The organism is Brevibacterium sp. S111, assembly GCF_004745075.1.
GTDB lineage: Bacteria > Actinomycetota > Actinomycetes > Actinomycetales > Brevibacteriaceae > Brevibacterium.
On sequence record NZ_RHFH01000014.1, the window covers coordinates 1 to 24,551 of the forward strand.

Sequence of the window (24,551 nt, forward strand, 5' to 3'; positions counted from 1 at the left end):
CGCCGAGGCGGCCCCCACCACCCCCGCTCCCGCCGCGTCCGTTCCTGCCGCCTCCGCCCGATCGGGGCTCGTCCGCCCCTTCGCTGCGATGGGCATCGTCGCCACGGTCGGACAGATGCAGCGTGCCGGGCGTGACACGATCGCCATGTGCCTGGGCGAACCGACTCAGGGCGCGCCGAGCCCCGTGCTCGCGCGTGCCGCCGAAGTCGCCCGCGACGGCACCGGCCTCGGCTACTCGCCGATCTTCGGCATCCCCGAACTCCGGGAGGCCATCGCCGGTCACTACCGAGACTGGTACGGATTGGACATCGCACCAGAACGCATCGCTGTGACAACCGGGTCCTCGGGCGCTTTCCAGACGACATTCCTCACCTGCTTCGACGTCGGCGATCGAGTGGCTCTGGCCCGGCCCGGCTACGGGGCATACAAGAACATCCTCACCGCGCTCGGCTGCGAGGTCGTCGAACTCGACTGCGGTGCGGACGAGGGATTCCAACCCAGCGTCGAGCTGCTCGCCGCCGCCCACGCCGAGGCTCCGCTCAAGGGCCTCATGCTCGCCTCACCGGCGAATCCGACAGGGACGATGATCGGTGCCGAAGCGCTCGGGAAGCTCATGGACTGGTGCCGCGAGCACGGGGTGCAGGTGATCTCCGACGAGATCTACCACGGCATCACCTACATCGGCACCCGCGGCGAGACCGCCCTGGCCCATGACGACAATGCGATCGTCATCTCCTCGTTCTCCAAGTACTGGGGCATGACCGGGTGGCGTCTGGGCTGGGCGATCCTGCCCGAAGCCCTGATCTCACCCGCGCAGAACGTGACCGGAAACCTTTCGCTGTGTGCCCCGGTGCCAGCCCAGTACGCCGCGGTCGCAGGATTCACCGAAGAATCGTATGCCGAATGCGAGGCCGCCGTGGCCTCTTTCGCCGGTGCCCGCGAGCACGTCCTGAGCGCACGGTCCGACCTCGGCTTCGGTGAGATGGCCCCGCCCGACGGAGCGTTCTACATGTACGCCCGCATCGACGAGATCCTCGACCGGGCCGGTCTCGACACCGCCGGTCAGTGGTGTGGTCAGGTGCTCGAAGCCACCGGCGTCGCGCTGGCCCCGGGAGACGATTTCGACACAGTCAACGGCCCCCGCTCGGTGCGTCTGTCCTTGGCCGTCGGTGCCGAGAGGACCGCCGAGGCCATCGACCGCATCCTCGACTTCATGGGATGAGCTCCGCCGAGGTGAACCGGGGAGCTCAGACCCCCGCCCCACGGGCGCTGCCGACCCTGGGCATCATCATCGCCGCCGTGCTGCTGGGCTCAGCGGGTCTGTTCGTCATCCTCGCCGAGGCGACCGCCCCCACCGCGGCCTTCCTCCGCTGCTGGATCGCCGTCGTCGTCCTCGCGCCGCTGGCCGTCCTCGAGGTCCGCAGGCACGGGAAGGTGCCGCCTAAGGCGCTGCTCATCGCCGGAGTCTCCGGTGCCGCACTGGGACTGGACTACGTCCTCTGGGCCCAAAGCGTGCTCGACGCCGGACTCGGCGTGTCCACCGTGCTCATCAGCGTGCAGGTCATCGTCTTCCCCGCGCTCGTGTGGATCTTCGGAGGAAGCCGGCCCGGATGGCTGTTCATCGGCTGTGTGCCGCTCATGATCATCGGCATGCTGCTCACCGGAGGCGTCTTCGGTGTCGACGGAGCCGCGGCGAATCCGACCAGGGGCGCGATCTTCGGAGTGCTGTCCGGTGTGCTCTACGGCGTCTACATCTTCGGCATCCACCACAGCCGGAAGGTCGCGCCGAAGTTCGTCGTCGCTCCCGTTGAGATCGGCACCATCGCCGCGGGAGTGATGACGGCCGTCGCCGGACTCGCCCTGGGCGGCCTCGACTTCGATCTCGGGTGGGACGGCTGGGCGTGGATGCTCGCGCTCGCCGTCTGCGGCCAGGCTCTGTCGTGGGTGCTGCTGAGCATCTCGAGCCCGTTGGTGCCTGTGCCGACGACCGCGGCGCTCATGCTGCTGCAGCCGCTGTCGGCTGTTGTGCTCGGCTCGCTCATCGCCGGGGAACGGCTGCAGCCGGGGCAATGGGTGGGCGCGGTGCTCGTCGCCGCCATCGTCTGGGTCGTCGGTGGAGGACCGGAAGCGCTGACGAAGAGACGCCGGCGCTGAGCGGAGTTCAGTGCTCGTGCGCCTCGATCGTGTGGGCGATGGCGTCGATGATGATGTGGGCGACGTGGTCGTCCTTGAGCGAATAGTAGGCTTCGCGTCCGATGCGGTTGACGCCGACGAGGTGGAGGCCGCGGAGGAATTTCAGGTGCTGGGAGACCAGCGGCTGGGACAGGCCGGTCGATTCGACGATGTGCGTCACCGTCGCCTCACCGTGGGTGAGGACGAGCAGCATCTTCAGCCGTGAGGGTGTGGCGAGGGCCTTGAACAGGTCGGCGGTTTCGGTGATGGCTTCGAGGTTGTCCTCGGGATTGAGCAGCAGCTGCTCGACCTCGTCGTTGACGGGAACGGAATCGGGAATGGACGCCATGAGTGCAGATTACCGGACAAGCGGCCCGGCCACCCGATATGCGGACCGCGACAGGGCCGACAGGGTCGTACTCGGTGTGAGGGGCGGTGTCAGTCGAGGGCTTCGACGTCGTTCTGCGAACCGAGGAGATCATCGGCCAGAGACTCCCACTGTTCGTAGGCGTCGGGGAGGGCGGAACGCTGCACGGACTGGGCCGCCTCGGTCGGCGACATCATGTGCCAGCCGTCGATCTGGTCGAGTCCGGGGTTCTCGACCTCCGGATTGACGCCGTAGAACGCCTTCGCGGCGTAGACGGGATCGGTGAGCTGTTCGGGTTCGCCCCAGCCCTGGGACGGTCGCTGCTGGAACAGGCCGACGGAATCGCGATCCCCGGCGTCGAGGTTACGCAGCGAGGACTCCTGCAGCGCGGTCATCAGGGCGATGCGGATCGCCTGGTCGTCGAAGTCGGCACCGCGGCCGACGCCGATGATGAGGCGGGCATTGTCGATCTGCTGTTCATTGAGTTGGCCGACGGACGCCATCTGCATCTGCCTGATCTTCGTGGACCCGAACGAAACGGGGGAGTTGACGATGATGACGGCGGCGACGACGAGGGCCATCACTGCCGCTCCGAGCCCAATCAGGGCACCAGTAAGCACGGACCGGCGGCCCTTGCGAGATGATGTCAGACGAGGCATGTATATAACAATAGTGCAACAAACTTAAGGCTGCATGAGTCCAGGCCGAGCTGTTTGTCACAGTGAGGTCACGGTGACGGGCCATTCGGTGGGCGGCGATGCCTGAAGGCGCGGTCGGGTGAGGACCGAAGTCACGAGGAGGAGTCCGGAGCGGTCGCCGTTGCGTCCGGACGCGGACGAGAATACCCGAAATGAGTCTCGAACGCTTGACCTTGACACGATGTGAAGGTCTTCACTGAAGGGACAGGAGGTGGAGACCATGACCGTTCCACACGACAATCGCCGAACACATCAGACCGACGACCGGCTCGTCGAGGCACTGGGCGGTCCGCACTCGCAGCAGCGTCTGCAGGCCGCCATGGAAGCGGGCACCCGCGCCGATCCCGAATACCTCGAGGTCCTCATCGACCGGTGCCGCATCGAACCGGACTTCTTCGTCCGCGACATGCTCACCTGGGCGCTGACCAGGCTGCCGGCAGACGACACCGTCCCGCGCCTCATCGCCGAACTCGACTCCGACAGGCCGCAGGCGATCAGCCAGTCCCTGCACACGCTGTCGAAGATCGGTGACGCCCGCGCGTGGCCGGCCATGGATCCGTCCCGAATCGGTCGCCGTCTCATCGCCCACCCCGACACCGAGGTGGCCCGCAGTGCGTGGCGATCCGCCGTCGCTCTGGTGCCCGGTGAAGACCGACAGGATCTCACATCGGCCCTGGTGACGCAGCTGGGGCGAGGGGATGTCGAGATGCAGAAGAGCCTCAGCCGGGCGATCGTGGCCCTCGGTGAGGATCTCGTGTCAGTGGTCGATGAGAGGCTTCAAGCAGAGGACGACACAGTGCGGGCTCACGCCATGGCGACCCGGGACATGTTCGATGACCCGGATGCCGGCTTCGCCCACGCCTTGGACGCAGCCAAGCGAGTGGTCGCACTGGGGTCCGAGGCTTCGGTCTAGGCCGGTCTCAGGGAAGTGCCGGCCGATCCGGTGTCGTCGAGTGGGGCAAGCTCGACGACACCGGACCGGAGGCTCGGACTCCTTCCTCCGAGGGGTTCCTCCAAGCGAGCACCTCCGAAACGGGTCCTGAACGCGCGCCGAAGCTACGCGGATGAACCTATAGTGACAAACGAAGCGAGGTGGATATGCGCATCGGCGAGGTGGCCAGGCGCTCCGGCGTCAGCGCGCGGATGCTGCGGCACTACGAATCCATCGGTCTGCTCGAGCCCAGTGAGCGGACATCCGCCGGATACCGCGAGTATTCGGATGCCGACATCGGACGGATCTTCCACATCGAGGGCCTGCGCCGACTCGGCATGAGTCTTGCCGAGGTCCGAGAGGTGCTCGACGATCCGAGCTTCGACACGACGCGGCTGCTCGGCGACCTCATCGCCAAGACGCGCGAACGCATCGATGCCGAAGAGCGCCTGCTCGCGCACCTCGAGCGCACCGACCGGCTCGGCCGAACCGATCCCGAGGCGCTGCTGTGGACCATCGATCTCATGCGCTCTCTCGAATCCGCCGATGTCATCCAACGCCACAAGGCCGCCCTGGGCGGAGGGATCGACGGCAGCGTGCCGATCGAAGCGCTCTCCTCGGCCGTCCTCGACGAACCCGCACCCAATGCGGCCGGAGCCATGCGATGGGCCCTCGCTCAGGCAGGTTCCGCCGCCGTTTCGCCGCTCTTGACCGGAGTCGACGATCCGTCCGCCGCTGTGAGGATCCGGGCGATTCGAGCACTCGATGAGATCCGCCGCACGACCGGGCGTGAGGAACTCGGCGAGGAGGCGGTCGAGGAGATCCGTGACGCCCTGCGGTCGCGTCTCGATGATGAGGACGACGAGGTGAGAGGACTCTGCGCCTTCGCGCTGGCCGGACTCGATGACACGGCGGCGATCCCCGAACTGCTGACGATCGCGATGAATGGTCCTCGAGACATCGACGCCGCCGAGGCGCTCGCCGGATTCGTCGTCGCCGGCTCGACGGCTTCCGCCGATATCATGGCCGAGCTGCACCGGGCTGCCCGGTCACATCGGCCGAACGAGCGTTTCCGTGCCCTGCAGGTCCTCATCGAGATCGCCGATGAACCGGTCGGCCAGGTCCAGCCGGACCATGACATGGCGAAGCCGCATCGGAAGCAGGTGACAGAGCTGCTCGCACAGCTGGCCGAGGACGATGATCGACAGGTGGCCGCGACGGCCGCCGCGGAGCTGAGGCGACGGACGGGCCGCCTCGGCGAGGGGAATTCGGGTTCTCCGCATTCCGGCGGGTGAAACCGATTGTCTAAACTGGCACCCATGACTTCGGCAGGAATGAGGGACGGATCGGGCGCTGCAGATGCGCCGAGCGGGCAGAAGAGGCGGCTCAAGCATTCATTCGTCTACCGTCGACACCACTTCACACCCACCGGGGTGCTCGACTACCTGTTCTTCCTCTTCGCCGGTGCGGCATCGACCTGGCTGGCGCTGCTGATTCTGCTCAAGGGATTCAGCCTCGGGTGGTGGCAGGTGCTGACGCTGCTCGTGTTCTGGGCAGTCCTGTCCTATCTCGCTCTGCCCAGGCTGCATCGCATCCTGTCCCAGATCTACGTGCCGAATTACTTCATCGGTCGCACCCGCACCTCCGACGGTCTGCTCGGTGATCCGGTCAACCTCGCCTGGCGCGGTGAGGAGGCGCAGATCCACCACGCGATGCGGGAGGCCGGCTGGATCCTCGCCGACAGCATCACACCCGCATCGACGTGGGAGATCATCCGGTCGACAGTGACGAAGCGCAGCTACCCGCAGGCTCCGGTGTCCCCGTTGCTGCTGTTCGGCAGACGTCAGGATTTCGCCTACCAGCAGGAAGTCGACGGCGATCCGGGTCAGCGTCACCACGTGCGGTTCTGGAAATGCCCGCACGGCTGGCTGCTGCCCGGCGGACACCAAGCCGATTGGCTGGCTGCCGGAACCTACGACAAAGCCGTCGGCATCTCCCTGTTCACTCTCCAGTTCACCCATAAGATCGAAGAGAACACCGACGTCGAACGCGACCACATCGTCGACACTGTCACCGCCGTCAATGACGCGATCTCGGTCGATCGGATCAAGGACTTCTCCACCGGTTACCACTCCCGCAACGGCGGCGGCGACGCGATCATCACCGATGGGCACCTGCCGATCGTCGACGTCGCCGAGGTGGTCGCCGACGACGCCGACCACCCCGAGCGCTTGGAACTGGCCCTCGACGCCACCCGCATCTACTCCGAGTCACGAACCGTGTCCGAGGTGACGAAGACACTGTGGCGGCAGCGACCGCTGCAGACCGTCGTGGGGGCGGCGCTCGTGCTCATCCTCCTGATCTTCCAGGCTTGGGATGTGATCACCACGCTCCTCGACTGGAACGGACTGCGGACTGAAGTCGTCGGCTACAGCTCGGACATCGCCGCACTCAGCGACGACACGGCCACACGCATCGTCGCCGGGGTGCTCATCGGGGTCAGCCTCCTCATCGGGTGTCTGCAGGTCGTCGCCTCGGCGTCGGTGTTCCGCGGCAGCAACCGGGCCAGACTGTGGATCCTCACTCTCTCGACGATCTCCGTGATCGTGTCGATGACGAACTACTTCACGGGGGACCGCGACCTGGCGACGAACATGTATGCGCTGACGACGATCGCCATGCAGGTGGCAGTGCTGCTGGCACTGTCGAGCGACTCCTCCCGGATGTTCACCCGCTTCAGCACGGCCGCACTCCGCGCAGAACGGCAGGACCGAGCCCTCGAGGACTGACGCTGCGGTCCCGTGTATTCTGACCGTGTCCGAACCACTCCGCATCTCACCTCGACGCCGAGGTCGGAACACTCACGAAGGCAGGACTCCATGACCGACCAGATCCCCGATGCCTCCGTCTTCGATTCGATCGACCCGGCACTCAAGGTCGTCACCGCCGAGATCGAAATCTCAGCGCCGGCCGAAGCGGTGTTCGACCTCATCGCCGATCCGCAGCGGCAGCCGGAATGGGACGGCAACGACAACCTCGGTACAGCCGTCGAGGGGCAGCGAGTGCGTGGGACAGGCGGTTCCTTCATCACGACCCTGACCAAAGGCGTCGACCGGGAGAACCACATCGTCGACTTCGAAGAGGGGCGGCTCATCGCCTGGCAGCCCTCCGAGGTCGGGGGAGAGCCTTTCGGACAGAAGTGGGTGTGGCAGATCGAACCGATCGGAGGAGACTCAGTCCTCGTTCGCCATATCTACGACTGGACGAAGCTGCGCGATCCGCAGCGCCTGTCTCGGGCGCAGTCGACGACGGTGGCGAATCTGCTCGCCTCACTCAAGAGGCTCAAACAGCTCGCCGAACGCTGAGCCGCAGCCCGAGTCTCACCATCGAAGACCCGAGCGGCCGGGTCACTTCGGCCAAGCGTCGGCCAAACGCGTGAGCAGTGATGCCAGCTGCGCCCTCTCGTCCTCGGTGAATGCGCTCAGCGCCTGATCGACGTTCTCACGCTGAGCACCGCGGAACCTGTTGGTGATTGCACGACCCTTGTCCGTCAGCGCGATGAGGGTGCGTCTCGCATCATCAGGGTCGGCCTCGCGACGCAGAAATCCGAGCTCGACACCTTGGGACACAAGTCGGGATGCGCGCGGCTGGTCGACGCCGATCGCATCACCGAGAGCGCTGACCCCCAGCGCCGTGCCTGCCTGGACGAGGGAGATGAGCAGACGGATGAGCGCACGCCCGCGACCGTGAGCGGCGAACGGTCCGCCGGGATGACGTTTGCCACCGAAAGGGAAGTCCTCCGGGTGCCGACCGCCCCCGAAACCTCCGCGTTCACCGAAGCCCCCGCGCTCGCCGTGCTCACCGAAACCTCCGAAAGGTCCGAAACCCCGCGGACCGCCGGAGCCGCGCCGCCACTGCAGGCGAGTGAGCGCTTCGGCGATCGCCTGAATGTCATCGTTCGTGCTCATGATTCGATTTTACATGTTACTTGACATGTTCCTCTGTTGCATGTCATTCTGCATGTACATGTCAGATGACAACTAAAGGAGATGACATGACTGCCCACAACGACTTCAACGATGACAATGACGACGTCACCACCCCGCCCGCAGGCGCCGACGCAACAGGTGCGGACCACCAGGAGGGCTCACTGAACACTGGCGAGAACACCGACACCGATGCCTCGGGCCTCGATGCCGATGGTGCCGAGGGGGCGAATCAGGGCGATGCGACGGACAATGACACGGCCGTAACCGGAGACCCCGCGAGCGATGACGATGCCCGCGCAGGTAAGGACGATGACTCCGATGCCGATCTGCCGCAGCTGCTTCGCGAGTTCAGCCACGTGCTGCGCCGCGAGTTCCGCTCAGCCGCTGCCGATTCCGGTTTCGACCCTCGCGACCTCGGGCGCTTGCGGCGAGGCCGCCGCCGCTGGGATGCCGATGAGGTGGTCGCCGACGGCGCCGCCTATCCGGAAGAGCCGGTGACCTATGGCCCGCCGCGCGGCCGGGGCGGATGGGGGCCGTCGAAGAACATCGATCCCGAAGAGCTGCGCCAGCGCTTCCGCGATATGCGCGACGGAGTCGGCGATCGCATCGAAGAGGTGCTCACCTCCGAAGAGTTCGAGAACCTCAAGGCCTCGCTGTCGAAGATCGTTGAGAACTTCGGCCCCGAGGGATGCGGAGACGACTCGGATGGCCACGAAGGACCGCATGACCGCAGACGCCCCCATGATGATGACGGTCACCGAGGCGGTTCTGACCGTCACGAGGCTCACGGACCCCACGGAGGGCGCGGCGATCGTGACGGCCGCCGTTCAGGAGGCCGCGGACGACGCGGGTTCGGCCCCAACTTCGGTCCCGGATTCGGTCCGGGCCGACGAGGATTCGACCCCTTCGGTTGGGCCGATGAGCGCCGCAGCCGCGAGCAGGAGGTCCAGGAGGCCTTCGAGCGGGGATTCGCCGCGGGCTTCGAACAAGGACGCAATTCCTGACCGAGCCGCGCACTCGACGAAGCTCTCGTTGACCCAGCTTCGGCAGTCTCCTCGGTGCTCTCAACGTCTGCTGTGACCAGAAGGGCCGAATTGCTCCGCTCTCCGAGCGCGGAGAGCCGGGGGCCCTTCTGGCAGAGAGTTTCGGTCTGCCCTGGACAACGAGGCCAAATGTCGCGGCGGGGCGCCGAACGTTGCGCTGAAGGCCCGGCTGAAGCTGGAGAGCTGCGAATAGCCGGTCTGTTGAGCCACCGACGTCGCCGGCACCCCGCGCAGCAGAGCCTCGCGGGCAAAGGTCATTCGAGATACTCTGCGCCACGTCGGATAGGGGACTCCGGTTGCGATGCGGACTGAACGGTGGAACTCGCGTCCTGACATGCCGAGCCTGTCTGCCCAGTATGCAGCGGGGAACGGGGCATGCGGGTTTCTCGCCAAGCAGCTGAGCAGTGCGGTGATCGAACTGCTCGTATCAGGTAGGTGAGCAGAAGCCCCGTCGCCAGTGTCGATCGTATGAAGTGCGACATGATCGAAGAGAGAGTTGGCGACAGGGACCCTTGGGCGAAGGGCCGTATAGGTGCTGACGATCCCGTGGAGGAGGGCTGCCTTGGTCTCGGGACGGAAGCGATGGACCTGCAGATGTTTGGTCGTCGCAGGTAAACGACCGGTGGGGCGATAGCCCAGTGGGAGAACGAGTGAGTCCTCTCTCGCCCTGACCTCGTGATGGGTGCTCGCTGGAAGGATGAGTGCCTCGCCACGGTGCAGGACCTTATGTCGGGCATCGACTGTGACGTCGACGGTGCCTCGATACACCCAGATCGCGACATGCGAGCCGTTGACTCTGGGCCAGGTCTGCGTCGGCAACAGGCGCGGAACCGGTGCCGTCCTGCTCTGCTCTCCTCCTTCCCGGGAAACAGGGAGCGTAGGGAATGTGGGTGTTCGGGCATCGTCGGCGCGATCTCGGTCGCTCTGTCGGAGACGGTGCCGCGCTTCTCTCGGGCTCTGATCCATGATTCGTCGGAATGCGCGGGAGAACGCGCTGGGATCAGCGAACCCGACACGGTGGGCAATGTGTTCGACGCTCAGATCCGTGGCCAGCAGATCCAGCGATGCGCAGACGCGCGCCAAGGTGAGCCAGGCGGAGAACGTCATTCCTGTCGCACCTTGGAATCTGCGTTGGAGAGTGCGCGGGCTCAGGCTCAATGAACTCGCCAGTTCGCCGAGAGTGTGAGGAGCGCTCGGATAGGCGAGGAGGAATCGAGCCAGCCGGTTGAGGTCCTCATCGACCGGCATCGGAGGAATCCTCTGGCTCGACTCTGCAGACTCGGCAACTCTCAGCGGGAGCGGGAGTTCGCCGAAATCTTCGACTGGGCGCAGGTAGCCAAGGCCCGCCGCGAAGCGAGACAAGACGATCGGCTCCCATTCGCGGGGGAGGCTGAAATGCTTGATCGTGGGCACCTCGGTGCCGGGGAGCCACGTCGGAACAGCAGTCGACCCGCGTTGAGTATTGGCGGAAACGGTGGCTCCGATTGGGATGAGCACCGCTTCGTCGGCGCCAAGCGACCAATCGCTTCCGTCGATGCGCACATCCGCCTGCCCGTGTACGACCCAGAAGAGCAGCGGTGCAGGCAGGTGTGCGATCTCCATGGCGGCGGCGGGCAGCCCATCGGGATCGAGGATGGCGGGCGAAGAGGTCTGTCGGGACTCTGCTGGCAAGAAGATGTCGCTTTCGGCACGAAACTGATGATGAGGCAACCCTAAGCTATTCGGCAGTCGGCCGAGTTGCCGACCGGCATCGAGACCAGTCGGTGCCCGAAATCTCTGACCGAAGGACAGTCCTCCCATGCTCGTTAGCCGGATTCATGCTGCGCTCGCGTTGACCGTGATCCCCTTGATGATCGCAGCCGCAGGCTGCGCTTCTCCCCAGCCTGACTCTGATGAAACTTCTGCGGGCGGAACGGGCGAATGGCCCCGCACCGTCGAACACGCAGCGGGGTCAACTGAGATCGATACCGAACCGCTGACGATCGTTTCGACCTCCCCGTCGTTGACCGGTTCTCTGCTCGCGATCGACGCACCAGTTACAGCGACAGCGACCGCTCTGCCGAGCACACTCGTCGATGACGTGGGCTTCTTCTCGCAGTGGGCTGACGTAGCACACGAACGCGGTGTGGAGGTGGCCTACGACAATCTCGAACTCGACCTCGATGCCGTCGACGAGTTGCAGCCGGATCTCATCATCGGCTCGGCAAACGCGGCAGATTCTGTCGCCGAAGCCTACGATCAGCTCTCCGATATCGCCCCCACAGTTCTCATCGACTATGGCACGAAGGACTGGCAGGAGGTCACAACGGAACTCGGCAGCGTCGTCGGTCACGAGGATGCCGCGAAGTCAGTGATCGATGACTACAAGAACTGGGTAGACGATCAAGCCGAGAAGATCGAGATTCCTCAGCAGCCGGTGACTGCGCTTGTCTACCTCGGATCCGAGGGTGTCTGGGCCTTTTCCAAAGACACGGCCCAAGGTCGGCTATTCACCAGCCTCGGCATCGACTACGCGGATGTCCCGGAGGACACCGCCACGCTCAAAGACGGAGTCGCTATGGTGAGTCCCGAAAATCTGCCGAAGGCATTCTCCGAGACAAAGTCGATCTTCGTCACTCCTGCCAGTTCCGCTGATGATGAAATCGAGTCCTTCACATCGGACCCGCTGCTGGCGAACATCCCCGCGGTGAAGAGCAAGCAGGTGTTCTCAGCAGGCGATGAATCATTCCGGCTCGACTACTACAGCGCGAAGCGAACAGTCGAACATCTCGTGGAAAGCTTTGGTGCCACGAAATGACGTCTGCGGCGACCCCTGCGACCACGCTGAACAGCAGTCGCACGGAATCCACGGACACAACGGTTGAGCCGGTCAAGGGAATACGGGCGAGTGTGCTCCTGCTCATCTGTGCGTGTGTCATCGTTGTCGCCGCGATACTCGGGGTCGCAGTCGGTTCCCACTACATTGAAATCAGTCGCGTGCTGAGTGCACTGAGCCGACCAGATCTCACCGATCCTGATCATGTCATCATCTGGAATTCGAGGATTCCGCGCTTGGCTCTCGGCATCGCGGTCGGAGCAGCTCTCGCCGTCGCCGGAGTGCTCATGCAAACCGTCACGCGCAACCCCCTGGCCGATGCGGGACTGCTGGGAATCAATGCGGGAGCCTCTGCCTCGGTGGTCGTCGGAATCGCCTATTTCGGAGTGGCGAGCACCCAAGCCACGGTGTGGTGGGCGCTCTTCGGAGCCGGATTCGCTGCAATCGTCGTCTACGCCCTCGGCACGACTCGTGGACGTGCGGCGACTCCAGTGCGGATGGCTCTCGCCGGAGCTGCCTTCGCGATGGCGGTCGGCGCCGTGACGAGCATACTGCTGATCAACAACGAGACGACATTTCTGAAATTCCGCTATTGGGTGGTCGGTACGCTGCAAGGGCGGCAGTTTGACGTCACGCTGTCTGTCGCTCCCTTCATCGTCGTCGGCCTCATGCTCGGGCTGGGACTCATCCGATCACTCGACGTCCTCGCGCTCGGAGACGAAACAGCCAAAGGGCTCGGTGCGCGAGTCGGACTCACCCGTGCGATCGCCGCTCTCGCCGTGATCGTGCTCGCAGGAGCGGCGACGGCGGCTGCAGGACCGATCGGCTTTGTCGGTCTGATGAGCGCTCATATCGTCCGCATCATCGTCGGCCCAACGCATGCGCGCATGGTGCCGTGTGCAATCGTCGTCGGCATCGCCCTCGTGCTCGCCGCCGATGTGGCAGGCCGGGTGATCCTGGCTCCGAGCGAAGTCCAGACCGGCATTTCTCTGGCAATCATCGGCGCTCCCGTCTTCATCTTGGTCGTGCGCAGAGGAGGACTGGGATGAGAGGCTCTCTCACTTCAGCGGCCTCACGTCAGACATATCCAGACTCAGAAACCGCGCACCGCGGCCATATACCAATCGCGCCCACTGGACCGCAGCCCAGTGATTCCGTCAGGAGAGTCTTCGCTCTCAGGATCGGGTCGATATCGGTTCGCATTGACCGTCGAAGCATCGTCGTGGGCTGTCTCCTGCTTGCTGTGGTCATCTGCTTGGCTGTGTTCGGGCTCTATCTGGGCCGTCCGCAGGAGGGGCTCGTCGGGACGGTGAAGGCGATATGGGGTGTCGGCTCCGAGCAGTTGGTGCGCAGCGTTCAGCAGCGACGGCTTCCTCGATTCCTCACCGCTTGCGCGGTCGGTGGGTCTCTCGCCGCTGCGGGGTCTCTGTTCCAATCTCTGACCCGAAATCCGCTCGGTTCGCCCGATGTCATCGGGTTCACCGCCGGAGCGGCGGCCGCGGCGGCCATCCACATCGCATTCTTTACCTCGACTGTCTGGACCACAGGACTGTTCGCCGTGCTGGGAGGGATGGCAGCGGCACTCGGTGTCTACCTGCTGGCTAGAAGATCCTCCCGAACAGGTGGTCTGCGTCTGGTGCTCATGGGCATCGGGACAGCGGCCCTTCTCACGGCGATCACCGACGCAGTGATCGTTCGCGCTGACTTCTCCGATGCCCAGGCTCTGCAGCAATGGACAGCGGGATCCCTCACCGGACGCGGCTGGCCGCACGTCGTGCTGACGTTCGGAACCGCTCTTGCCCTGCTGCCCGCCCTCATTCCCTTGGCTCGTCGCCTGTCGGTGCTCGAACTCGGTGAGGAAGCCGCTGCGTCGCTGGGACTCCGCGTGGAACGGCTGCGTCTGACCACTCTCATCGTCGCCGTCATCTTAGTCGGCACTGCTGTAGCCGCGGCCGGACCGATCGCCTTCATCGCTTTGGCCGCCCCGCAGATCGCTCGCGGCCTGGCGCGCAGCACTCAGGTGGGAATCTTCCTTCCCGGTTTGTGCGGTGCTTTCCTGCTGTCCGGTGCCGACCTGCTGTCCCAGGAACTCGAGATCGGTCTGCAGACGCCTGTCGGCCTCGTCACCAGTGTCCTCGGAGGACTCTATCTCCTCTGGCTGCTGGCGAGACGAATGTGAACTTCCCAGTGAAAGGAACTCCGATGCCATACCAGAATCCCCACACCATGGGTGCAGATCGCATAGAGCAGACGGCGCAGCTGAGGGTCGACAGTCTGCGCCTGGGCTACGGGGTGCGCGACGTCGTCATCGATCTCTCGGCGAACATTCCGCACAGAGGATTCACCGTGATCATCGGCCCCAACGGCTGTGGGAAGTCGACCCTGCTCAAGGGGATCGGTCGTCTCATCCCCTGGAAGAGCGGTGTGGTCACCCTGGGCGGAGCCAGCATTGCGAAGATGCCGCCTCGGCGCCTGGCTCGTCAGATTGCTCTGTTGCCCCAGTCGACGGGTGCGCCCGACGGCGTCAGCGTGTTCGATCTCGTGGCGCGCGGGCGGTTCCCCTACCAGTCTCTGCTGCGGCAGTGGTCGAACGACGACGGAGTGGCCGTCGAATCGGCGCTGGATTCAGTGGGAATGACCTCGCTGCGGGCCGCTCCTCTCGGAGAACTCTCGGGCGGTCAGCGCCAACGCGCGTGGATCGCCATGGCGCTGGCCCAGGAGACACCCATCATGCTCCTCGACGAACCGACCACCTACCTCGACATCGCGCATCAGCTCGAAGTGCTCGACCTGTGTGCACATCTCAATCAGCAAGGGCGGACCCTCATCGCGGTGCTGCATGACCTCAACCTCGCGGCCCGCTACGCCACACAGATTCTGGCCATGCGAGACGGTCGTCTCCGGGCCGCCGGCGCGCCCACAGACGTGCTCACCCCCGATCTCCTCGCTGAGGTATTCGATCTTCAGGCACTGGTTCACACCGATCCCGAAACTGGCCGGCCCCTCATCATTCCGCGACGACGCAGCGATTCGCAACAGGACGAAGGCACTTCTGACCACCCGTTGACGCACCCTGTCCATCAACAACGCACCCTGACCATCAGCGAAAGGAACTGAAATGGCACATGAAACGAGCACACGAACACTCACCGATGATGCCCGGCGAGCCTCGGCGAACAACAGAAGCGAAGAGGCCGCGCTGCGCGGAACGGACCACGATCGCAATCTTCACGACACGAGGGCGACCATCACTCGGTTGGAGTACCCGTCCGAGCACCTGCTGCGATTCACGGCTCGTCTGGAGTCCGGAGCGGATGACCCTGCGTGGGCGAGCCCGAACGTGACTATCAGAATGGAGCTCGGAGAGGACTTCGACGATGCTTCGCGGATCTACACGATCCGTGAATTCTCGGCCGCTTCCGCTGAAATCGTCGTCGATGTCGTGCTGCACGGCGAGTCGAGTCCCATGATGCGCTGGGCACGGAATGCGCGTATCGGCACGGTGATCGCCTTCCGCGGGCCGAGGCAACACTTCATCGTGCCTGAGGCCAAGGGGCGGAGAGCGGCGCTCTTTCTCGATTCGACCGCGATCCCGGCACTCTTTGCGATGGTCAAGCATTGGCCGACAGGGGTGCAGGGCACAGCGGTCATCGAATCGGATGACGAGGTGGCTGTGGCCGAACTCAAATGCCCACCGGGCCTCGAAGTCCTCACCGTAGTGCCGGGATCAGCGACCGGGCTCTCCGCGCATGCACGGATGCTCGAATCACCTGAGGAGCACGTGGTCTGGGCCGCCGGGGAACGCGATGCAATGCGCGAGATCAGAAAGCACTTCCGGAAGGAAGTCGGACTGGAGAAGGACGACGTCGCCGTCTTCGGCTATTGGAAGCGTGGAGTGACGAACACGGAGATCGACTCACAACGGCTTCACGCCTACAAGGAACTCCTCTCCGCCGGTGGCAACCTTGATGATCTCGACGATTCGGAGATCAGTATCTGACCGAGTTGCTCACCCGCCCCAGGCGAACCACCCGCCCGGGTGGCTCACCCGCGAGCGAGCACGCCTTCGAGGTCGTCGAGCACTGCGCGGTCCTCGATCGTCGACGGCACCGCCGGATTCTCGGCGCCGTCGGCGATCTCGCGCATGGTCTTGCGCAGGATCTTGCCCGACCGGGTCTTCGGCAGGCCCGGGACGATGTCGACACGCTTGAACGCGGCCACAGGACCGATCTCCTTGCGGACCAACGCCACGAGTTCGTCGATGACCGTGGCCGGATCGGCCTCCTCGGCGGAGTCGCCGAGCACGACGAGAGCGCGCGGAATCTGCCCCTTGACCTCATCATTGACGCCGATGACGGCGGCCTCGGCCACGGCCGGGTGAGAGGCGACGACTGCTTCGATGATGCCCGTCGACAGTCGGTGTCCAGCGACATTGATGACGTCATCGGTGCGCCCCATGACGTAGACGTATCCGTCCTCGTCGAGGTAACCGGAATCGCCGGTGAGGTAGTAGCCGTCGAAGGCGGCGAGGTAGGAGGAGATGAACCGGTCGTCGTCTCCCCACACCGTGGCCATGGTGCCCGGAGGCAGCGGCAGCTTGATGACGATGAGCCCCTCTTCCCCTGCGGCCACGGGCTGGCCGCTCGGGTCGAGGATGGCGACCTGGTAACCGGGTACAGGCTTCGTCGGGGAGCCGGGTTTGAGCGGGAACCGGGTGAGTCCCAGCGGATTCGCCGCAATCGGCCAGCCGGTCTCCGTCTGCCACCAGTTGTCGACGACGGGGATGTCGCGTCCGGTCGCCTCGGCGAGGGTCTTCGTCGTCCATTCGTAGGTGTCGGGGTCGAGCCGCTCACCGGCGAGGAATTCCGCACGCAGACTGGACAGATCGTACTTCTTCATCAGATCCCCGTTCGGGTCCTCCTTGCGCACCACGCGCATGGCCGTCGGGGCGGTGAAGTGAACGTTGACCTCGTGCTGCTCGATGGCGCGGAAGAAGGCGCCGGCGTCCGGGGTGCCCACGGGCTTGCCCTCATAGAGCACCGAGGTGACGCCCGCCAGCAGCGGTGCGTAGACGATGTAGGTGTGTCCGACGACCCAGCCGACGTCCGAAGCGGTGAACATTGTGTCACCGGGGTGGAGGTCGAAGAGCGCGGGCATCGAGAACGCACCGGCCACGGCGTAGCCGCCGGAGTCGCGGACGATGCCCTTGGGTTTGCCGGTGGTGCCGGAGGTGTAGAGGACGTAGAGCTCGTCGGTGGCCCTGACGGTGACCGGGGCGATGCCCTCCGGTGTCCGGTCGAGCAGGGTCGCATAGTCGAAATCGGTCTCGCCGAGTTCGCAGCGGTGCTCTTCGCGCTGGACGATGACCGTGAACTCCGGCGTGGACTTCGCGATGTCGATGGCTTCGTCGAGCATCGGCTTGTATTCGAGCACACGGTTCTTCTCGACTCCGCAGGAGGTGGAGATGACGGCCTTCGGGGCGGTGTCGTCGATGCGCACGGCCAGTTCGTTCGGGGCGAACCCGCCGAAGACGACCGAGTGGATCGCGCCGATGCGGGCGCACGCGAGCATGGCCACGGCCGCCTCGGGGATCATCGGCATATAGATGATGACACGGTCGCCCTTGGTCACGCCCTTATCGGACAGGGCTCGGGCGAAGCGGGAGACTTCGTCGAGCAGCTCGGCGTAGGTGATGCTGCGGATGGTGTCGGTGACCGGCGAGTCGTAGATGATGGCAGCCTGGTCGCCGCGGCCGGCTTCGACGTGGCGGTCGATGGCGTTGAAGCAGACATTGAGTTCGCCGTCGGGGAACCAGCGGTAGATCGGAGCATGCGAATCGTCGACGGCGCGCGTCGGTTCGGTGACCCAGTCGATGAGGCTCGTGGCCTGTTCGAGCCAGTAGTCTTCGGGGTCGGAGGCGATGCGGCCCACGACATCGTCGTAGCTGGGGGCGGGGTTCTGCGGGTGCGTTTCCATGACCCCATTGTGACCTATGGAACAGCTCTGCATTGAGGCGGGGGTCACATTTTTCGGGCCGGGGAGCATTGATCGAGCAGGGGCGACGCGGGCGATCGGTCGGCGGGAAAGTCGACCCATTCGTCTGCATATGGGCCGGGACAGGGCACAATGGGGATATGAGATTCCTGGTTGCATTGATCCTCGGCCTGGCAGTCATGTTCGGACTCAACGCCATCTTCGACTTCTTCTCGATGGCGCGACCGTGGGGTTCGGTCATCATGGGCGTCATCGTCGGCGTCACCATGCTCATCTTCCTCCTCGTCTGGGAAGCCGTCCGGCCGACCAAGCCGAAGGACGAAGCTGCGAAGCCGCAGAGAAGCGAAGAGGAACGTGCCCAGGCGCGGGCCGAGCGACGTGCGCGTCTGGCCGCCGAAGCGGGGGTGAGCCTCGAGGGCGTCGAAGGTGCCCTGCCGGGGTCGTCCGCGACGACCGGTGAGAACGTCGATGCCGCCAGCACCGAGGCGGTCGGCGCGGCTGACAGCGAATCCGCGGACACGGAGGCGACGGACACCGAGGCGACCGATGCTCCTGGAATCGGCGATGACGATGCTGCTGAAGACGCGGAGTCGGTCGAAGATGCGGCGGCCGGTGATGCCGCTGACGAATCGACGGACCCCGTTGAGAAATCGTCGATCGAAAGCTCGGGAGAAGACGACGAGACGGACTCTTCTCGACCGGCGCCGCCCATGCCCCCGTCGTATCCTGCACGGCCGACTGTCGCCCCGCAGACCGGCGGGGCAGAACACGCCGATGCACAGGCACAAGCCGGCGCACAGACACACACCGGCACACAGGCCGATTCGGCTGAGTCAACGACGACGAAAGCGGGCGACATTCCGCCTGCACCGCTGCTGCCTCCCGTGGCGACGGCTTCGGGCGATGCGGGAACATCTGCCGACAGACCAGCCGACACCGTTGCTGAAGAGGCTGGCGACAAACCAGCCGACACGGCAGAAGGCGACGACGCAGAGTCGGCGGCGGACAGGACTCTCGAAACGAACATCGACGATCCGGCGACTCTCGATCCCGAAGACTTCGACGAATCCGCCGGCGGGTCCTCTCTCGAATCGCCTCCCACCGGTGAACCCGGAATGTCCGTCGACGCACTCGAAGGCAAGGAACCGGAAGAGACCGCAGAGACAGGAGACGCAGCAGACGATTCCGCCGACGGGGCCGACGACTCACAGTCGCCTCAGCGCAATGACGTCTCGGCCGACGAGAACAACCAGTACCGACTCTGAGGCGTCGGAGCCCCTGGCACTTTCTCCGCACAGCCTCGAACGGCTCCATTGCTGTGCAAAACCAGTGGGCCTATGATCGGGACTAGGCGTTCTGCAGAGCACCGGGGGACGAACCCCAACGTTTGAACCCGGTGACCGTTTTCGGGCGGGGTGATAGCAATGACGGTCGCCAAGTACGTCGAGTCGTATCGGCAACTCAGCGAGACTGTCCATGACGCCGGTCTGATGAATCGGCACCGAAGCTTCTATCTCAGCCGGATCGTCGCCTGGCTGGTGGTTCTGGCCGGTCTGCTCGCAGCCGTCATCGTCTTCGGAGCCACCTGGTTCCAACTCATCACTGCCGGGCTGATCGGGATGGTCATGGCTCAGCTCGGCTTCCTCTCACATGAAGCCGCCCATCGCGAGATCTTCGCCTCGAGGGGATGGAACGAGTGGACATCGCGCATCATCGCGGGATTGTTCATGGGGCTGAGCTTCAGCTGGTGGATGGCCAAACACAACACGCATCACGCCTATCCGAATCAGGAGGGCGTCGACCCCGACATCGACTCCAATCTCATTGCGATGACCCCCAACGCCGCGGGCCGTCGCCGAGGGATCGGAGCCTTTCTCGCCAGTCACCAGGGTGCGTTCTTCGTCCCCCTGCTGTTCTTGGAGGGGGCAAACCTTCACTACGCATCGCTGAAGACTCTGTACTCGTCCCCGAACGTTCCTCACCGCATCACCGAGATCGTACTGATCGCGATCCGGCACGGAGCCTACCTCGCGCTTCTCTTCGTTGTGCTGCCCTTCGGTATGGCGTGCGCGTTCTTCGGGGTGCAGGTCGGCTTCTTCGGGATCCTCCTCGGTGGGGCCTTCGCCCTCAACCACATCGGGATGCCCACCGTCGAGAAGGGAATCCACATCGACTTCCTGCGCAGGCAGGTGGTCATGTCCAGGAACATCAAGGACGGGCCGGTGGCACGATTCTTCCTCGGCGGTCTGCAGTTCCAGATCGAACATCACCTGTTCCCGGCCGCACCGCGCACCAGCCTCCCGAAGATGCAGACGATCGTCCGAGAGCACTGCGCCCGCTACGACATCCCGTACACGGAGAGGACGCTGACCGAGGCAGCGGCCACGGTCGTCGCCTATCTCAGCCAGGTCGGCGTGAGAGGACAGGATCCCTACACCTGTCCGCTCGTGCGACGATACCGAGGGTGACGTCCATGCCTGATACTCACACCGATGTGCCGCATCCACCACTCAGGAGCGAACCGATGAAGATCACACTGCATTCGAGCATGTGCGTGGCGTCCGGCAACTGCGGATTCGTCGCGCCCGAAGTCTTTTCGAACCCAGACGAGAATGAGGGATTCGCGAAGCTCAACGACACGTCACCTCCCGAATCGCAGCGGGAGGCCGTCCGGGCAGCAGAGTACCTGTGCCCGTCGAAGGCGATCCAGCTCGACGAGCATCAGATCCCTCCGCGCTGATCAGGGTCGGTAGTGCTGTGCCAACTTCTCCAGCCCCTCTTCGACGCTGACTCGGGGAGTCCAACCGAGGACTTCCTGCGTCCGCCGCTGGTCGAACCAGTGCGCGGTCGACAGCTGCTCGGCGAGGAACCGGGTCAAGGGCGGTTCGTCATCGTGTTCGCCGAGCTCCCACACCTTCTCGACCAGCGAACCGGCCGCCAGGGCCGGGGCGACCGGGATGCGCAGCTTCGGCTCCGCGGCGCCGCCGGCGATGGCAATGCGTGACATCAGCTCGCCGATCGGACGCGGCTGACCGTTCGTCACCACCAGAGACTCACCATGCGTGGTGTCGACCGCGGACACGGCGGCGACGATCGCCTCGACCGCATTGTCGACGAACAGGGTGTCGACGAGCGCCGCCCCCGATCCGAGCACCGGCATCCGGCCGGCACGGGCCCGGTCGATGACCCGCTCGGTCAGCTGTGTGTCACCCGGACCCCACATGAGGTGCGGGCGCAGGACGAGCACCCGGAAATCAGCGGAGTCCGCACCCAGAGCGATGCGTTCACCGGCCCCCTTCGTCCGCGCGTACTCTCCGCTGGCGAATTCCGGAGACGCCGGTCCGGCCCCATCGCCGATGATCGAATCACCCGTATGCGCCACCGACGGCGAGGAGATGTGGACCAGACGCGGCACACCGGCCGCTCGAGCCGCGTCGACGAGCGTGCGGGTGCCGCCGATGTTCACGGCCTCGAAGTCCTTGGGGTCGCCCATCATCGAAACCTTCGCGGCCAAATGCACGACCGCCTCGGCGCCGGTGACCGCCTCCTCGACCTTCTGGGCATCGGTCACCGAACCCAGCACATCCGCAGCCCCGGCGACTCCGGACGGGCGACGCTGCAGAGTCGTCACCGTATGACCCGCGGACACGAGCGCGCGGGCGACGGACGAACCGAGCAGCCCGGAGGCTCCGGTGACGGTGATTCTCACTTCAGCTCCTCATGATCGGGGACGAGTCCGGTTCGGACATGACCTCTGCTCGCGAACCGGTCCAGTTTCGACAGCTCCTAGACCCTGCCGCGCACCGGCCCACCGGCCAGGACGCTGTCCGCCCACGCCGCGAGGCGGGAACGGTCGATCTTCGAATTGTGGCGGATGTCGGTGGGGAACTCGGGCGCGACAAGCACCGCGGTCAGGTCCTGACCGCTGACGTCGAGCACCTGCTCGCGCAGACGCGCGGTCAGCTCCAAGGGCGCCAATCCCGGTGCCAACGCGGTGCCTTCGGCATCGAGCACGGCGACGAGCGCCTGCGTGCCGTCTGGGCCGATTCCGACGACGGCGCTGCGGCTGACCTCGGCGTCGGTGTCGATGAGTGCCTCGAGACCGCCGGGCCCCACGGGCCCGCGCGGAGTCGTCACAACGTGCTGCAGGCGGCCTTCGAGCCAGACGCGGCCGGCTTCGTCGATGTGGCCGATGTCGTTCGTCCGATGCCAGGTCAGACCGTGCAGGTCATCACGGGCCGAATCGGCGGTAGTGCGCCAGAGATTGTCATAGCCGGACTTGATATGGGCGGCGCTGACGACGAATTCGCCCAGCCGATTACGGGCAGCATCACCTTCGAGAAGCTCTTCGGCGGAGTCGCCGGTCGCGTCGATGGGCGCCAGAGCGAGTTCGACGCCGTCGATGGGCGAGCCCACGCACACTCCGAGCCCGCCGGTCGCATCGGCTTCGGCCACCCCGGACCGGTCGATGTCGGTGAGCAGAAGCCCCTCGGTCATGCCGTAGGGCGAATGGATGGAGGCGTTGGGGAACACCTCGGCGATGGCGTCCATGAGCTCGAGCGGCACGGGGGCCCCGGCCGAGAGCACGAGTTCGACCCGAGCGCAGGCGGCCTTCTGCTCATCGTCGAGCGCCGAGGCGGTCGCGGCGACGTTCGTGTACGCAGCGGGAGAGGCGAAGACCATGGTCGCGCGCCCGGCGATGATCGCATCGGCGATCGCGCTGGCCGTGAGCGTCTTCGGCTTCGTCACGGACATGTCCGGAGTCACCGAGGTGGCCCCGATGGCCGGTCCCAGCAGAGCGAAGGGCGGGAAGCCGGCGACCAGTCCCGTGCCCTCTCGGACATCGAAGGCCCGGGTCAGCACGGCTGCCAGTGCCGAGATGTCCGCATGCGTATAGCGAACTCCCTTGGCCGGGCCGGTCGAACCGGAGGTGAAGAGGATCGCAGCATCGTCGTGTGGTGCCGGGGTCGGCAGCTCCGCGCGGTGCGGGGTCTTCGACAGCGCAGTCAGGCTCGTCTCGGTCTTGAACAGGCGGGAGCGGACGGGGCCGAGCGGGGTGACCGAGATTCGTCTGCCGGGCCATCCGAAGGCGCGGGCCAGGGCGAGGCCGGGCAGTTCGCCGATGATCCACTGCGGATCCGCCGAGGTGACCGCCCGGGTCATTCCCTTCGGGCCGAGGCCGGCGTCGGCGACGACGGCGACGGCACCGATCTTCAGGCAGGCGTAGAGCGCGGCGGTGAGGTTGTTGCCGGGCGCGACGAGCATTGACACCCGGTCGCCCGGCTTCACCCCGAGGTCGAGCAGTCCACCCGCGATCGACGTCGTCACATGCCACAGATGCCGCCAGGTGATCTGCTGTGCGGGGTTCTGCGCGAAGTCCACCGAGGCGATCGCCTCGTCATCGCGGCGAGAATCGAGGATCGCCGTGACCGCCCGGATCGGCGCGGGGTCTGTTCCGGGCGCGGAGTCCGCTTCGGCAGTGGAGCCCGGCCCGGAGGCGGAGACGGAATTCTTCGCCGCGGAAGCGGTGTCGAACTGGGCGCCGAGCCAGTCGAGGACGAGACCGGCGACATCGTGATCTTCGCTCACGAGGTGGGAGGCGGTCTCGAAACGGTGCACATCGGCCTGCGGCAGACGTTGTCGCAGGTCTCGCAGGTAGCGCTCGAGGAACACGGGGTCCTTCGGGCCCCACACGAGCAGCGCGGGTTTGTCGAAGGCGGCGATGTCCTTCCCGATGCGCTGGAGTTCGGGGTCCGAAGGGTGGTTCCCATCGACGGGGATGTCGGCGACGAAGTTGCCGATCGCCCACCGGTCCTCCGCGTTCGCGTACGGGGCCGCGAAGGCGGCTCTGGTCTCGGCATCGAGATCGCCGAGACTCAGCGTCACCCGCAGGAACCAGTCGGTGAGCACCGTGGCCGTGGGCAGCATGGGCCCGGCCAGGGTGGCGCGCAGCGGCGCGGGGACAGGGGAGTCTTCGGGCTGGTGAACGGCCGTGTTGAGGCTGATCGCCGCCGATACGAGATCCGTGTTGCGCGCGGCCCAGCCCAGCGAGAGCACGCCGCCCCAGTCGTGGCCGATCGTCACGATCGGGTGGTCGCTGGAACCGCCGTTCGGTGCGGCACTGTCGGCCACCTCGGCGAGCAGGGTCGTGACGACGGCATCGAAATCGGTGATGCGATCGGAGATCCGGCGCAGCTGAGCGGATTTCGGGGTCGGCATCTCGGAATGGTCGAGCCGTTCGGAGAAGCCCATCTCGAGCTGGTCGGGGGCGATGAGTCGCCAGGCCCGGCCACCGGAGCGGGCGGCGTCGACGGTGGCGCGTGCCAACCGTCGCCACAGGTAGGACCAGGTCGGGTTGCCGTGGAGGGCGAGGATGGTGCCCGCTGGCTCCACACCGGCCGCGCGCAGGGCGGGCAGGGTGTCGAGCACGTGGAACGCATGCGTCCCGTCGGAGGTCGGTGCCTCGACGATTCGGGACCAGGCGGGGTCCCACTCGGGCAGCTGCGGGGGAGTCGTGGCCGGCCGTGCAGGATATTTCATGG

The 24,551-nt window shown here is 65.4% G+C and carries 21 protein-coding genes; 15 read left to right on the plus strand and 6 right to left on the minus strand.

From position 1 onward, the window contains the following. On the plus strand, positions 1–1,222 hold a 1,222-nt coding region (locus EB836_RS14710), incomplete at its 5' end, for an aminotransferase class I/II-fold pyridoxal phosphate-dependent enzyme (protein WP_346763094.1). Further along, on the plus strand, positions 1,219–2,154 hold the full coding sequence (locus EB836_RS14715; protein ID WP_096161861.1) for a DMT family transporter: 936 nt from the start codon (positions 1,219–1,221) through the stop codon (positions 2,152–2,154). The genes EB836_RS14710 and EB836_RS14715, both read left to right, overlap by 4 nt. 7 nt (positions 2,155–2,161) lie before the next feature. Here the strand turns inward: EB836_RS14715 and EB836_RS14720 are convergent, their stop codons facing one another. Together EB836_RS14720 and EB836_RS14725 are read right to left on the minus strand one after the other, a co-directional pair. After that, on the minus strand, positions 2,162–2,521 hold the full coding sequence (locus tag EB836_RS14720) for a metalloregulator ArsR/SmtB family transcription factor (RefSeq protein WP_096161860.1): 360 nt from the start codon (positions 2,519–2,521) through the stop codon (positions 2,162–2,164). 89 nt (positions 2,522–2,610) lie between these two features. Next, positions 2,611–3,198 (minus strand): peptidoglycan-binding protein, encoded by a 588-nt coding sequence (locus EB836_RS14725; RefSeq protein ID WP_240520268.1) that lies wholly within the window; start codon positions 3,196–3,198, stop codon positions 2,611–2,613. A gap of 259 nt (positions 3,199–3,457) precedes the next feature. Between EB836_RS14725 and EB836_RS14730 the strand changes: the two genes are divergently transcribed. From EB836_RS14730 to EB836_RS14745, 4 genes are all read left to right on the plus strand, one after another. Beyond that, a complete protein-coding gene (locus EB836_RS14730; protein ID WP_096161858.1) occupies positions 3,458–4,150 on the plus strand; it encodes a HEAT repeat domain-containing protein in 693 nt (230 codons plus the stop codon). Positions 4,151–4,335: 185 nt separating this feature from the next. After that, complete coding sequence (locus EB836_RS14735) at positions 4,336–5,463, plus strand: MerR family transcriptional regulator (protein ID WP_096161857.1); 1,128 nt, start codon at positions 4,336–4,338, stop codon at positions 5,461–5,463. Positions 5,464–5,487: 24 nt separating this feature from the next. Then, complete coding sequence (locus EB836_RS14740; protein ID WP_135541728.1) at positions 5,488–6,957, plus strand: LssY C-terminal domain-containing protein; 1,470 nt, start codon at positions 5,488–5,490, stop codon at positions 6,955–6,957. 90 nt (positions 6,958–7,047) lie between these two features. Further along, complete coding sequence (locus tag EB836_RS14745) at positions 7,048–7,533, plus strand: SRPBCC family protein (RefSeq protein ID WP_096161855.1); 486 nt, start codon at positions 7,048–7,050, stop codon at positions 7,531–7,533. Positions 7,534–7,575: 42 nt separating this feature from the next. On the opposite strand, the gene EB836_RS18515 is transcribed toward EB836_RS14745, so the two are convergent. Beyond that, positions 7,576–8,136: a MarR family winged helix-turn-helix transcriptional regulator gene (locus EB836_RS18515; RefSeq protein WP_240690022.1), complete on the minus strand. Its 561-nt coding sequence runs from the start codon at positions 8,134–8,136 to the stop codon at positions 7,576–7,578. An 86-nt stretch (positions 8,137–8,222) separates the two neighbouring features. Between EB836_RS18515 and EB836_RS18520 the strand changes: the two genes are divergently transcribed. The 6 genes from EB836_RS18520 (at position 8,223) to EB836_RS14785 (ending at position 16,015) form a co-directional block, all read left to right on the plus strand. Beyond that, the gene (locus EB836_RS18520; protein ID WP_135541730.1) at positions 8,223–9,161 is read left to right on the plus strand and encodes a hypothetical protein; all 939 of its coding nucleotides are present in this window, start codon (positions 8,223–8,225) and stop codon (positions 9,159–9,161) included. A 1,837-nt stretch (positions 9,162–10,998) separates the two neighbouring features. Further along, entirely contained in the window at positions 10,999–11,997 is a 999-nt protein-coding gene (gene fepB / locus EB836_RS14765; protein WP_135541734.1) for a Fe2+-enterobactin ABC transporter substrate-binding protein, read from the plus strand. A 92-nt stretch (positions 11,998–12,089) separates the two neighbouring features. Next, positions 12,090–13,064 (plus strand): iron ABC transporter permease, encoded by a 975-nt coding sequence (locus EB836_RS14770; protein ID WP_240690038.1) that lies wholly within the window; start codon positions 12,090–12,092, stop codon positions 13,062–13,064. Positions 13,065–13,237: 173 nt separating this feature from the next. Continuing rightward, positions 13,238–14,194: an iron chelate uptake ABC transporter family permease subunit gene (locus tag EB836_RS14775; RefSeq protein ID WP_240690026.1), complete on the plus strand. Its 957-nt coding sequence runs from the start codon at positions 13,238–13,240 to the stop codon at positions 14,192–14,194. A gap of 23 nt (positions 14,195–14,217) precedes the next feature. Then, positions 14,218–15,132, plus strand: coding sequence for an ABC transporter ATP-binding protein (locus EB836_RS14780; RefSeq protein ID WP_240690028.1), 915 nt, complete (start codon positions 14,218–14,220; stop codon positions 15,130–15,132). A gap of 1 nt (position 15,133) precedes the next feature. After that, entirely contained in the window at positions 15,134–16,015 is an 882-nt protein-coding gene (locus EB836_RS14785) for a siderophore-interacting protein (RefSeq protein WP_135541740.1), read from the plus strand. A 44-nt stretch (positions 16,016–16,059) separates the two neighbouring features. Here the strand turns inward: EB836_RS14785 and EB836_RS14790 are convergent, their stop codons facing one another. Next, positions 16,060–17,991: an acetate--CoA ligase gene (locus EB836_RS14790; protein WP_135541742.1), complete on the minus strand. Its 1,932-nt coding sequence runs from the start codon at positions 17,989–17,991 to the stop codon at positions 16,060–16,062. A 158-nt stretch (positions 17,992–18,149) separates the two neighbouring features. Between EB836_RS14790 and EB836_RS14795 the strand changes: the two genes are divergently transcribed. The 3 genes from EB836_RS14795 to EB836_RS14805 all read left to right on the plus strand — a co-directional run bounded on the left by EB836_RS14795 (position 18,150) and on the right by EB836_RS14805 (position 20,749). Beyond that, positions 18,150–19,274 (plus strand): hypothetical protein, encoded by a 1,125-nt coding sequence (locus EB836_RS14795; protein ID WP_135541744.1) that lies wholly within the window; start codon positions 18,150–18,152, stop codon positions 19,272–19,274. A 159-nt stretch (positions 19,275–19,433) separates the two neighbouring features. Next, on the plus strand, positions 19,434–20,477 hold the full coding sequence (locus EB836_RS14800; RefSeq protein WP_135541746.1) for an acyl-CoA desaturase: 1,044 nt from the start codon (positions 19,434–19,436) through the stop codon (positions 20,475–20,477). Between the two features lie 56 nt (positions 20,478–20,533). Further along, positions 20,534–20,749 (plus strand): ferredoxin, encoded by a 216-nt coding sequence (locus tag EB836_RS14805; RefSeq protein WP_167854476.1) that lies wholly within the window; start codon positions 20,534–20,536, stop codon positions 20,747–20,749. Here the strand turns inward: EB836_RS14805 and EB836_RS14810 are convergent, their stop codons facing one another. Further along, complete coding sequence (locus tag EB836_RS14810) at positions 20,750–21,718, minus strand: NAD-dependent epimerase/dehydratase family protein (protein WP_135541749.1); 969 nt, start codon at positions 21,716–21,718, stop codon at positions 20,750–20,752. Positions 21,719–21,795: 77 nt separating this feature from the next. Then, the gene (locus EB836_RS14815; RefSeq protein WP_135541750.1) at positions 21,796–24,549 is read right to left on the minus strand and encodes an alpha/beta fold hydrolase; all 2,754 of its coding nucleotides are present in this window, start codon (positions 24,547–24,549) and stop codon (positions 21,796–21,798) included. Positions 24,550–24,551 lie beyond the last annotated feature (2 nt).